The sequence below is a fragment of the Streptomyces sp. NPDC002490 genome, assembly GCF_040296045.1.
Taxonomy (GTDB): domain Bacteria; phylum Actinomycetota; class Actinomycetes; order Streptomycetales; family Streptomycetaceae; genus Streptomyces.
The window spans coordinates 141,854-154,142 of record NZ_JBEOWM010000014.1; the positions used below are offsets into that span (position 1 = coordinate 141,854).

General features: G+C 71.9%; 9 protein-coding genes. 6 read left to right on the top strand and 3 right to left on the bottom strand.

Annotated elements, in window-relative coordinates; genetic code table 11:
- Positions 1 to 75: 75 nt before the first annotated feature.
- From ABT092_RS11900 to murJ, 4 genes are all read left to right on the top strand, one after another.
- Positions 76 to 1,662, top strand: a complete 1,587-nt coding sequence (locus tag ABT092_RS11900) for a Na+/H+ antiporter (protein ID WP_351242555.1) — start codon at positions 76 to 78, stop codon at positions 1,660 to 1,662.
- Between the two features lie 44 nt (positions 1,663 to 1,706).
- Positions 1,707 to 2,288 carry a dienelactone hydrolase family protein gene (locus ABT092_RS11905; protein WP_351242557.1) on the top strand — a complete coding sequence of 194 codons (582 nt, stop codon included), beginning with the start codon at positions 1,707 to 1,709 and terminating at the stop codon, positions 2,286 to 2,288.
- Positions 2,289 to 2,373: 85 nt separating this feature from the next.
- Complete coding sequence (locus ABT092_RS11910) at positions 2,374 to 3,084, top strand: bleomycin resistance protein (protein ID WP_351242559.1); 711 nt, start codon at positions 2,374 to 2,376, stop codon at positions 3,082 to 3,084.
- A gap of 196 nt (positions 3,085 to 3,280) precedes the next feature.
- On the top strand, positions 3,281 to 4,849 hold the full coding sequence (murJ, locus tag ABT092_RS11915; protein ID WP_451362033.1) for a murein biosynthesis integral membrane protein MurJ: 1,569 nt from the start codon (positions 3,281 to 3,283) through the stop codon (positions 4,847 to 4,849).
- A 71-nt stretch (positions 4,850 to 4,920) separates the two neighbouring features.
- On the opposite strand, the gene ABT092_RS11920 is transcribed toward murJ, so the two are convergent.
- Together ABT092_RS11920 and ABT092_RS11925 are read right to left on the bottom strand one after the other, a co-directional pair.
- The gene (locus ABT092_RS11920) at positions 4,921 to 5,739 is read right to left on the bottom strand and encodes a thioredoxin domain-containing protein (RefSeq protein ID WP_351242563.1); all 819 of its coding nucleotides are present in this window, start codon (positions 5,737 to 5,739) and stop codon (positions 4,921 to 4,923) included.
- A 123-nt stretch (positions 5,740 to 5,862) separates the two neighbouring features.
- Entirely contained in the window at positions 5,863 to 6,555 is a 693-nt protein-coding gene (locus ABT092_RS11925; RefSeq protein WP_351242565.1) for a hypothetical protein, read from the bottom strand.
- Between the two features lie 188 nt (positions 6,556 to 6,743).
- Here ABT092_RS11925 and dnaE point away from each other — a divergent pair, with 188 nt between their 5' ends.
- Positions 6,744 to 10,283, top strand: coding sequence for a DNA polymerase III subunit alpha (gene dnaE / locus ABT092_RS11930; protein ID WP_351242567.1), 3,540 nt, complete (start codon positions 6,744 to 6,746; stop codon positions 10,281 to 10,283).
- Positions 10,284 to 10,398: 115 nt separating this feature from the next.
- Here dnaE and ABT092_RS11935 read toward each other — a convergent pair whose 3' ends face one another.
- A complete protein-coding gene (locus ABT092_RS11935) occupies positions 10,399 to 10,578 on the bottom strand; it encodes a hypothetical protein (protein ID WP_351242569.1) in 180 nt (59 codons plus the stop codon).
- 291 nt (positions 10,579 to 10,869) lie between these two features.
- On the opposite strand from ABT092_RS11935, the gene ABT092_RS11940 reads away from it, so the two are divergent.
- Positions 10,870 to 12,168: an NYN domain-containing protein gene (locus ABT092_RS11940; protein ID WP_351242571.1), complete on the top strand. Its 1,299-nt coding sequence runs from the start codon at positions 10,870 to 10,872 to the stop codon at positions 12,166 to 12,168.
- Positions 12,169 to 12,289 lie beyond the last annotated feature (121 nt).

Consider the following 12,289-nt stretch of genomic DNA (forward strand, 5'->3'; position numbering starts at 1 on the left):
CCCTGAGCACCGACGCGACACCCCGGGCGCACCGGGCTGCCGCCGCCCGGGGGAGCGGCGGTGCAGGCTGGCCGGGTGAACCAGTTGGCGCTGCTGTTCCTGCTGCTGCTCGGGGCCGTGGTCAGCGTTCCGCTCGGCGACCGGTGGAACCTTCCGGCACCGGTGCTGATGACCCTCGGGGGCATGGCCCTCGCCCTGGTGCCCCCGGTCCCCGACGTCGCCTTCCCGCCCGAACTCATCCTGCCCGCGGTGCTGCCGCCGCTGCTGTACGCCGCGGTGCAGCGCACCTCCTGGCGGCAGTTCACCGCGAACCTCCGCCCCATCCTGCTGTTGGCGGTGGCCCTGGTCTTCGTGACCACGGCCGCCGTCGCCCTCGTCGTCGACGCCGTGGTGCCCGGTCTGCCGCTGGCCGCCGCGGTCGCCCTGGGAGCGCTGCTGGCGCCGCCCGACCCGGTCGCGGCGACCGCCGTCGCCGGACGGTTGGGGCTGCCCCGGCGGCTGGTCTCGGTCCTGGAGGGCGAGGGGCTGTTCAACGACGTGACCGCGATCGTGCTCTACCACGTGGCGGTCGCCGCGGCCGTCAGCGGGACGTTCTCGCTGCCCGGGGCCGTCCTCGAACTGGTGCTGTCCGCGGTCGTCGCCGTCGTGGTGGGGCTGGCGATCGGCTGGGCGGCCAACCGGCTGATGGGGTACCTGGGGGATCCCACCCTCCAGATCGGCCTGACCCTCCTCGTCCCCTTCGTCTCCTACCTGCTCGCCGAGGAACTGCACGGCTCGGGAGTGCTCGCCGTCCTGGTCACCGCCCTGTTCCTGGCCGAGTACGCGCTCGGCGCGGACGACGTGACCGCGCGCCTGGCCGGCACCACCTTCTGGGAGATCGTCGACACCCTGGTCACCGGGGTGGCGTTCGGACTGATCGGACTGGAACTGAGCCAGGTGCTGGACACCGCGGCGGGGCGCTGGGGCGAACTGCTCGGCTGGACCGCCGCGGTGGCCGCCGCGGTCGTCCTGGTGCGACTGGCGTGGCTGCTGCCGGCGACCTGGCTGACCAAACGGCTGCACGCCCGTCGCGACGTGGACGAGGAGATCCCCACCAGCTGGCGCGAGACGGTCGTGATGTGGTGGTCCGGAATGCGCGGGGTGGCCTCCGTCGCGCTCGTCCTGGCGCTGCCGCTGCGCACCGAGGACGGATCGCCGTTCCCGGCCCGCGACGAACTCGTCTTCATCGCCTTCGGGGTGATCCTGTTCACCCTCGTCGTCCAGGGGCTCACCCTGCCGCGCCTGGTGCGTGCCCTGGGCGTGGAGGCCGACTCGGAAGCGGAGGAGGCGTACGAGCGCCACCTCGCGGTACGGGCCGCCAAGGCCGCCCGTCGACGGTTGCGGGAGATCGAGGAGGTGGAGGACCTCCCGGACGACCTGGTCGACCAACTGCTGCACCGGGCCGTCGAGATCGGGGTGCGGATCAGCCCGGACCTGGGGGAGGAGGAGCGGCGGGAGGACCATGCGCAGCGGATGAGCCGGCTGCGGCGGCTGCGGAGGGTCCAGGGCGAGATGCTCTCCGCCGCCCGGCACGCGGTGCTGGCCGCGCGGACCGAACCCGGGGCCGATCCGGAGGTCGTCGACCGGGTGCTGCGCCACCTGGACGTGCGCAGCCTGCGGTGAGTCCGCCGGGGGCGGCTGTCGTACCCCCCTGGCACGATGGCGGGATGGACATCGTGCTCTTCCACTCGACCTTCGGCCTGCGACCCGCCGTGCGGGAGGCCGCCGACCGACTCCGTGCGGCCGGCCACCGGGTATGGACCCCGGACCTGTTCGACGGCCGGACCTTCGACACGATGGAGGAGGGGCTGGCCCACCGGGACGCCGTCGGCGCCGAGGAGTTGCTGAAGCGGGCCGTGCTGGCCGCCGCGCCCCACTCCGAGCGGGGACTGGTGTACGCCGGGTACTCGCTGGGCGCCAGCTACGCCCAGACCCTGGCGATGGGCGACGAGAAGGCGCGGGGCGCGGTACTGCTGCACTCGATGTCGGAGGTGCCGGAGGGCGCCCGGCTGGACGGCCTCCTGGTGCAACTGCACCTGGCCGACCCCGATCCCTTCGAACCGGAGGACTGGGTGGAGTCCTGGTACCTCGGGATGGACCGGGCGGGCGCCCGGACGGAGGTGCACCGCCACCCCGGCGCCGGCCACCTCTACACCGACCCGGGGCTGCCGGACCACGATGCGGAAGCCACCGAACGGACCTGGCAGGCGGTGCTGGAGTTCCTGGAGTCGCTCGCCGGGGACCGCTAGGGAGCCGGTGCCCCTCGACCGCCGGGTGGCGACGGCGGCGGGGGCGCCCCCGCCCCCTCTAGTCAAGTTTGAATAGACTCGGGTCATGACCGAGACGACCACGCCGATCCTGCCCTGCCGCACCCTCCCGCCGGTCCTCGACTTCTACGCCGCCCTGGGCTTCGAGGTGACCTTCCACCAGCGGAGCCCCAACCCGTACGCCGTGGTCCGGCGCGGTGGCATCGAACTGCACTTCTTCGCCATGAAGCACTACGAGCCCGCCGAGTCCTACAGCACCTGCTGCATCGGGACCGATGACGTCGACGGACTGCACACCGCGTTCCGCGCCGCGCTCAAGGCCGCGTACGGGCGGGTGCCGACCCGGGGGCTGCCCCGGATCGGCGCGCTCGCCGACACCTCGCACGGGACGCGGCAGTTCCTGATGACCGACCCGGGCGGCAACTGCCTGCGCGTCGCACAGCCCCTCGACGAGGACCACGGCCACCGGCCCGCGCCCCGGGAGGCGTTCGCCCGGGCCCTGCACCACGCCGCCCTGCTGGCCGACTCCAAGGACGAGCCGGCCGCCGCCGCCCGGGTCATCGACCGGGTGTTCGCCCTCCCGGACGAACGGCCCGCGGCGCCCCTGTTGCTGCGTCTGCTGGCGTTGCGCGCGGACGTCGCCGACCGCCTCGGCGACGGGGCCCGCGCGGCCGGGGCCCGCGCCGAGGCCGCCGCGGTCCCACTGACCGCCGAGGAACGCGCCGAGGTGTCCGACGACCTGGCGCGGCTGGAGCAACTCCGGGGAGGGCAGCGGTAGATGACGCATCAGCGGTGAAGCGGGCCGCCCCTCGCCGCCCCGATAGCGTGGTGCCATGAGGAACACCGACCCCATCGACGCAACGGCGGACCGGCGCGTCGCCCCGAGCACGGAACGACGGGGAGGCCGGGGCAGCAGGAGGCACGCCGCGCCGCGCCGGAAGGCCGGTGGCGGCCCGGCCCGGGCGTCCCTGTTGATGGCCGTCGGCACCGTGGTGTCCCGGGCGACGGGGTTGATCCGCCAGTTCCTCCAGATCGCCGCACTCGGCACGGGACTGCTGGCCAGCACCTACACCACCTCGAACACGGTGCCGACGAGCCTGTACACGCTGGTGATCGGGGGCGCGCTCAACGCGGTGCTGGTGCCCCAGTTGGTGCGGGCCCGGGAGACCCACCCGGACGGCGGCCGGGCCCACGAACAGCGGCTGGTCACGCTGGTGGTGTGCGTCCTGGCCGCGGGGACGGCACTGGCGGTCTGGGCGGCGCCCCAGATCGTGGGCCTGTACATGCGGGACACCCCACAGAACCGGGAGGCGTTCGACCTGACGGTGACCTTCGCCCGGTTCCTGCTGCCGCAGATCTTCTTCTACGGGCTCTTCGGCATCTACGGCCAGGTCCTCAACGCCCGCGAACGGTTCGGCGCGATGATGTGGACCCCGGTGCTGAACAACGTCGTGCTGATCGGGATGTTCCTCGCCTACCTGGGGACGATGACGGTCCCGGAGAGCGTGCAGGACATCACCGCGGGCCAGGTGCGGTGGCTGGGCGTCGGCACCACGGCGGGCATCGCCGTCCAGGCGCTGGCGCTGGTCCCGTTCGCCCGGGCGGCGGGCTTCCGCTTCCGGCCCCGGTTCGACTGGCGGGGCAGCGGCCTGGGGGCCAGCGTGCACGCCGCCAAGTGGACCCTGCTGTTCGTCCTGGCCAACCTGACCGCCCACACGGTGGTCACCAACTACGCCAACGCCGCCGACGCCGAGCTGCCGCAGGCCGGGGTCGGCTTCGCCGCCTACACCTACGCCCAGACCATCTGGATGCTGCCCCAGTCGATCGTGACGGTGTCCCTGGTGACGGCGCTGCTGCCGCGGATGAGCCGGGCCGCGGCGCAGGGGCGCCTCGGTGACCTGCGGGCGGACCTCTCCCGGGGGTTGCGGGTCAGCGGAGCCCTCGTCGTGCCCGCCGGCTTCCTGTTCCTGGCCCTGGGGCCGCAGTTCTCGTCGCTGCTGGCGCACGGGGCCGCGGACGCCGACTCGCTGCGCCCCCTGGGGTACATGTTGCAGGCGCTGGGGCTGGGGCTCGTCCCGTTCTCGGCCCAGTACCTGCTGCTGCGCGGCTTCTACGCCTTCGGGGACACCCGGACCCCGTTCCTGATGGCGGCCTTCACCGCGGCCGTGAACATCGCCCTGGCGACCGCCTGCCACCTGCTGCTGCCCGCCCGCTGGGCGGTGGTCGGCATGGCCGCGGCCTATGCGCTCGCCTCCGCCGCCGGCCTCGCCCTCACCGCGCACCTGCTGCGCAGACGGCTCGGGGGCCGCATCGGCGGGGACCGGGGCGGCCTGCTCCGCGCCCACGGGAAGCTGCTGGGCGCCGCCGCCCCGGCCGCCGCCCTCGGCTGGTGCGTGGCCCGCGGGTGCGAGCGGTGGATCGGCGGCACCGGCGGCACCGCCCTCGCGCTGGGCGCCGGGACGCTCGCCCTCGCCCTGGGGTACCTGGCCCTCGGCCGGCTGCTGAAGGCGGACGAACTGCGCCGCCTCCCCGGCCTGCGCTGACCCGGTCCGCCGGCGGACGGCAGGACGGGCGCCGCCGTGGAGTGCGGCGGCGCCCGTCAGAGGAGGAGGCGTCAGCCCTTCAGGGCCGCGTCCACCGCCCTGTTGAACTCCTCGGGGGTGCCGGGCGCGCTGTCCGAGCCCTGGGCCGTGATCTTCTTGTCGTCCAGGTAGACGGTCGGGGTGCCCTTGACGTCGTCCTTGGTGGTGTTGAAGGTCTCCGCGAGTTCCAGGGCCCAACGGTCGTAGGTGCCGTCCTCGACCGCCTTGCGGAACTCCTCGTTGCCCTTCAGCTCCTTGACCTGGTCGGCCGCCTCGATCAGGTAGGAGTCCTTCTTGAAGTCGTCCTTCGACTCCTTGGGGTGGTACTTCGCGGAGTACAGCTGCTCCTTGAAGTCCATGAACGCGCCCGGGCTGACGTTCAGGGCGGCGCCCAGCGCGCTCAGCGCGTTGCGGGAGCCCTCGCCGAGGAGGCTCTTGTCCAGGAAGGCGGCGCCTATGAACTGGACCTTGTACTTGCCGTCCGCGAGGTCCTTCTTGATGGTCGGGCCGACGGACTGCTCGAAGCTGGCGCAGGCGGGGCAGCGCGGGTCCTCGTAGAGCTTCAGGGTCTTCTTCGCGGAGTCCTTGCCGATGACCACGGTGGTGCCGTTCTCACCGCTGGTGTTCGCCGGCTTGACCAGCTTGTCCTTGGCCGCCTGCTCCCAGTACTCGGGCTTGTTGGACTCCATGATCAGGAAACCGGCGCCGGCGGCGACCGCGAGCGCGCCGACCACCGACACGGCCACGATCAGCTTCCGCTTGGCCTTCTCCTTCTTCGCCTGCTTCTCGCGCTCGACGCGCAGCCGCTCGCGTGCCGCCGTCTTCGCCGCCTGGCTGTTCCGCTTGCTCATGGGGGAGTCTCCGTGTGATGACGCAGTCCGCGCGCGGCGGAGTGCGGGATGGGAAGTGGGGGTGCCGGATCGCCCGGCGGGTCGGTCGTGCCCGGGGACCGGTCGGCTACGGGAGCGGACGGGTCAGCCGAGGACGGGCGAGCAGGGCGGTCCCCGGCGGCCCACCGAGTGCGTCCACAGCCGCGGCCGGACGATCACCGGGGTGCTCGGGACGGCGGCGGCCGACGGGCCCGCGGAGTCGCCCCGTGCGGTGCACGCCCGGGCGGCCAGCAGCAGCGGGCGGAAGGCGCCGACGGCCACCGTGCGCAGCAGCCGTCCCAGGGCCCGTTCGCCGCGCCACAGCCACAGGGAGGCCAGCAGCCCGACACCCAGGTGGGCGCCGAGCAGGAGCCAGGAGGTGGCGGGACCGCTCTCGGCGAGGAGGCCCGCCGGGTGGCTGCGGTCGCCGAGCGCGACCGCGGTCAGGGGCGTGCCGACCTCGGTGCCCCCGCAGAACACGCTGAGGCCCACCGAGCGCAGCGGCCCGGTGACCGGGCCGCCGGCGGGGCCGTAGCAGGTGTGCTGTCCCACGGTGAAGACGGTGTCCGCGGTCAGCTCCAGCGGCACCAGCAGGGCCGCGATGGGGCCGAAGCCGCGTTCCTGCCGTCCGGCGAGGGCGTAGGCCAGCACGAAGACGACGAGCGTGACGCCCAGGGTGGTGGACAGCGGCAGGGGCACCCCGGACAGCAGCACGTGCGACGCGGTCGACAGCGTCACGGTCAGGGCCGTGAACAGTGCCGCGCGCAGCGCTCTGAGCGGGGTACCGGGTATGTCCATCGTCCAGGAGTGTCCCACGGCCGGGGGTAAGGGAGCACTAAAGGGTTCCTGTGGACGTCCGGGGCCCGGCGGGCGCGCGTGGACCTCCGTGGTCGAGGGGGTCGGGCCACCTCGGAGACGTAGACTTCCGGCCTGTCCCCCCGGATGTCCCCCGGACCGTCGCCGATCCTTCCGCTGGAGGCCGCCCCGTGTCGAAACCGCCGTTCACGCACCTGCACGTCCACACCCAGTACTCGCTGCTGGACGGTGCCGCGCGGTTGAAGGACATGTTCAACGCCTGCGGCGAGATGGGCATGACGCACATCGCCATGACGGACCACGGGAACCTGCACGGGGCGTACGACTTCTTCCACCAGGCGACGAAGTCGGGCATCACCCCGATCATCGGGATCGAGGCGTACGTGGCCCCGGAGTCCCGGCGCAACAAGCGCAAGATCCAGTGGGGGCAGCCGCACCAGAAGCGGGACGACGTCTCCGGCTCGGGCGGTTACACCCACAAGACGATCTGGGCGGCCGACGCGACGGGCCTGCACAACCTCTTCCGGCTCTCCTCGGACGCGTACGCCGAGGGCTGGCTCCAGAAGTGGCCGCGGATGGACAAGGAGACCATCGCGCAGTGGTCGGAGGGGCTGATCGCGTCCACCGGCTGCCCCTCGGGCGAACTCCAGACCCGACTGCGGCTCGGCCAGTTCGACGAGGCGCTGAAGGCCGCCGCCGACTACCAGGACATCTTCGGCAAGGACCGGTACTTCCTGGAGCTGATGGACCACGGCATCGAGATCGAGCGCCGGGTGCGGGACGGGCTGCTGGAGATCGGCAAGAAGCTCGGCATCCCCCCGATCGTCACCAACGACTCGCACTACACCTACGCCTCGGAGTCGGTGGCGCACGACGCGCTGCTGTGCATCCAGACCGGCAAGAACCTCTCGGACCCGGACCGGTTCAGGTTCGACGGCACCGGCTACTACCTGAAGTCCACCGACGAGATGTACGCCATCGACTCCTCGGACGCCTGGCAGGCCGGGTGCCGCAACACCCTGCTGGTCGCGGAGCAGGTCGACACCGAGGGCATGTTCTCCAAGCGCGACCTGATGCCGAAGTTCGACATCCCGGAGGGCTACACCGAGGTCTCCTGGTTCCGCGAGGAGACCATGGCGGGGATGCGCCGCCGCTTCCCCGGGGGCATCCCGGAGGACCGGACCAAGCAGGTCGAGTACGAGATGGACACCATCATCTCGATGGGCTTCCCGGGTTACTTCCTCGTGGTCGCCGACTTCATCATGTGGGCCAAGAACCAGGGCATCGCGGTGGGCCCGGGGCGCGGCTCCGCGGCCGGTTCGATCGTGGCCTACGCGCTCGGCATCACCGACCTCGACCCGATCCCGCACGGCCTGATCTTCGAGCGCTTCCTCAACCCCGAGCGCATCTCGATGCCCGACGTCGACATCGACTTCGACGAGCGTCGGCGCGTCGAGGTGATCCGCTACGTGACCGAGAAGTACGGCGCCGACAAGGTCGCCATGATCGGTACGTACGGCACCATCAAGGCCAAGAACGCGATCAAGGACTCGGCCCGCGTCCTGGGCTACCCCTACGCCATGGGCGACCGGATCACCAAGGCGATGCCCGCCGACGTCCTCGGCAAGGGCATCCCGCTCTCCGGCATCACCGACCCGAAGCACCCGCGCTACTCGGAGGCGGGCGAGGTGCGCGGGATGTACGAGAACGAGCCGGACGTCAAGAAGGTCATCGACACCGCGCGCGGCGTGGAGGGCCTGGTGCGGCAGATGGGCGTGCACGCCGCCGGCGTGATCATGTCCAGCGAGCGGATCACCGACCACGTGCCCGTCTGGGTGCGCCACACCGACCAGGTCACCATCACCCAGTGGGACTACCCGAGCTGCGAGTCGCTCGGCCTGCTGAAGATGGACTTCCTCGGCCTGCGCAACCTGACGATCATGGACGACGCCGTCAAGATGGTGAAGTCCAACAAGGACGTCGACATCGACCTCCTCGGGCTGCCGCTGGACGACCCGAAGACCTTCGAACTCCTCCAGCGCGGGGACACCCTCGGCGTCTTCCAGTTCGACGGCGGGCCCATGCGCTCGCTGCTGCGACTGATGAAGCCCGACAACTTCGAAGACATCTCCGCCGTGTCCGCCCTGTACCGGCCGGGCCCGATGGGCATGAACTCGCACACCAACTACGCCCTGCGCAAGAACGGCCAGCAGGAGATCACGCCCATCCACAAGGAGCTCGAAGAGCCCCTGAAGGAGGTCCTGGACGTCACCTACGGCCTGATCGTGTACCAGGAGCAGGTGCAGAAGGCCGCCCAGATCGTCGCCGGCTACTCGCTCGGCGAGGCCGACATCCTCCGCCGCGTGATGGGCAAGAAGAAGCCGGAGGAACTGGAGAAGAACTTCACCATCTTCCAGGCCGGCGCCCGCAAGAACGACTACAGCGACGAGGCCATCCAGTCGCTGTGGGACGTGCTGGTGCCGTTCGCCGGCTACGCGTTCAACAAGGCCCACTCGGCGGCCTACGGGCTGGTCTCGTACTGGACGGCGTACCTGAAGGCCAACTACCCGGCCGAGTACATGGCGGGGCTGCTCACCTCGGTCAAGGACGACAAGGACAAGTCGGCGGTCTACCTCAACGAGTGCCGCCGGATGGGCATCAAGGTGCTGCCGCCCAACGTCAACGAGTCGATGGCGAACTTCGCGGCCCAGGGCGACGACGTGATCCTCTTCGGGCTCTCCGCGGTGCGCAACGTCGGCACCAACGTGGTGGACTCGATCATCCGCAGCCGGAAGGCCAAGGGGAAGTACGCCTCGTTCCCCGACTACCTGGACAAGGTCGAGGCGGTGGTCTGCAACAAGCGGACCACGGAGTCCCTGATCAAGGCCGGGGCCTTCGACACCATGGGGCACACCCGCAAGGGCCTCACCGCCCAGTACGAACCCATGATCGACAACGTGGTGCAGGTCAAGCGCAAGGAGGCCGAGGGCCAGTTCGACCTGTTCGGCGGGATGGGCGACGAGGGCGCCGAGGAACCGGGCTTCGGCCTCGACGTGGAGTTCTCCCCGGACGAGTGGGAGAAGACGTACCTGCTGGCCCAGGAGCGCGAGATGCTCGGCCTGTACGTCTCCGACCACCCGCTGTTCGGCATCGAGCACGTCCTGTCGGACAAGGCGGACGCCTCCATCTCGCAGCTCACCGGCGGCGAGCACGGCGACGGCGCCGTGGTCACCATCGGCGGCATCATCTCCGGCCTCCAGCGCAAGATGACCAAGCAGGGCAACGCCTGGGCCATCGCCACCGTCGAGGACCTGGCCGGCTCCATCGAGTGCATGTTCTTCCCCGCCACGTACCAGCTGGTCTCCACCCAACTGGTCGAGGACGCGGTGGTGTTCGTCAAGGGACGGCTCGACAAGCGGGAGGACGTGCCCCGGCTGGTCGCGATGGAACTGATGGTTCCCGACCTGTCGAACGCGGGCGCCAACGCCCCCGTGGTGATCACCATCCCGGTGACCAGGGTCAACCCGCCGATGGTCAGCCGCCTCGGGGAGATCCTCAGCCACCACAAGGGCAACAGCGAGGTGCGGATCAAGCTGGAGGGCCCCCGCAAGACCACCGTGCTGCGGCTGGACCGGCACCGGGTGCAGCCCGATCCCGCGCTCTTCGGCGACCTGAAGGTGCTGCTCGGCCCGTCCTGCCTGGCCGGCTGAGCCGGAGCGCCCGGGGCACGCCGGGGCGCTCGAAGCGAACGCGAGGGGCGCGCCCGCACGGGCGCGCCCCTCGTCTCGTCGGGTGCCGCCCCGGGGACGGCGGTGCCACGACGGGTCAGTTGTGGCCGAAGCGCTTCTGACGCCCCTTGCGGGCCACGTCCCCGGGGGTGACCTGGGACTGCCGCTGCTGGGTCTGGGACTCCAGGGAGGACCGCTGAGCGTCCTGGCTGCTCTGCTCGGCGGCGGAGGAGCGCTGGGGGGCACCGCCGTGCTTGCGGTTCTTGTTCTTGGCCATGGTGATCTGCCTCCTGTAGGGGGATCTGGGGGCCAGAGCCGGAACCAGGTTCACACGGTCCGACAAGTCGTGCATGTCGGAGATTCACCCTCTGTCACGGGTGGCGGAAGGGTGCCCGGGGTGAATCCGCCGCGCCGAAGATCCAGTTCACACCGTTAAGGCCCCGTAGGTCGGGCAGACTCGAACCGAGCCCGAGAACACCCGACGCGGGGCCCACCGAGGCCCGCGGCCCCCGGTGGGACGCCTCCGGGACCTTCCCGTCGCACGAAGCAGGGACAGATCAGGAAAGAGGTGGGTCGCGTGGAACGCTGTGTCGTCCTGGTCGACGCCGGGTACCTGCTGGGAGCCGCTGCCAGCCTCCTCGCCGGAGAACCGTCGAGGTCCCGCATCGCGGTCGACCACGCCGCACTGATCCAGGGGTTGCGCGAACGCGCCGAACAGGACACCCGGCGCGCGCTGCTGCGCATCTACTGGTTCGACGGCGCCCCCGACCGCGTCCCCCAACCCGACCACCGCCGACTGCGCGTGATGTCCCGGGTCACGGTCCGCCTCGGCGCACTGACCCGCAGCGACGGACGCTGGGCGCAGAAGGGCGTCGACGCCGCCATGCACGCGGAACTGACCGAACTGGCCCGCAACCGGGCCTGCTCGGACATCGTCCTGGTCACCGGCGACGGCGACCTCCTGCCCGGCATGATGGCCGCCAAGGAACACGGCGTCGCGGTCCACCTGTGGGCCGTGCAGGCCGCCGGCGGCGACTACAACCAGTCCGAGGACCTGGTCGCCGAGGCCGACGAGCGCCGCGTCCTCGACCGGGCCTGGATCACCCGGGCCGTCCGCGCCCGGGACGCCGCCGGGACGCACGCCGCGCCGCCGGTGCCCCGGCCCGAGATCGCCGCGATCCTCTCCGCCCCGCCCTCCGAACTCGCCCCGCCCGCCGCCCGCGCCGACCCGGAACCCGCCCGGACGGAGGGGGCCGAGCACCGGGCGGCCGGTCCCGCGACCCGCCACCGGAACGGCACCGCCCCGACGGGCGGCGGCAACGGGTCCGACGGAGCCGGTGACCACCCGGAGCGCGCCCGACCGGTGCCCACCCCCAAGGACCTCGCCGCCCTGCGCCCCCCGACCCCGCACCCCGCACCCCCGACCCCGTCCGCGCCGCCGCCCCAGCCCGCCGCCACCCTGCGCTGGTCCTCCGACAAGGGCTGGGTGGACCGGCCCGGCCCCGCCGAACCCCCCGAGATCGCCGTGCTGCCCACCCTCGCCCAGCTCACCAGCGCCGAACAGCGCTGGGCCGACCGGGAGGAGGACATCACCACCGTCGGCGGCGACCCCTACGAGGTCGGACAGGTCTTCGCCCGCCGCTGGCTCGACCGACTGCCGCACGCCACGGACCTCACCCGGCTCTCCGCCCTCTACCCCCGCGTTCCCCACCGCATCGACGGCGAACTGCTCCGCTACGCCGCCCGCTTCGGCCTGCTCGCGCACAAGGACGACCAGATCGACGAGCACGACCGCTACGCGATCCGTGCCGGGTTCTGGCGCGAGGTCGATCCGAAGGCCGCGGAGCACGCCCCCGCGGCGGAGTGAGCCGGGCTCGTCGGCGGGGCGCGCGCCCCCCCCCCCCCCGCGGGGGGCCCCCCCCCCGGGGGGCCGCCCGCCCCCGCCCCCCCCCACGCGGAGGAACACGACAAAAAGCACGCGAAGCTGG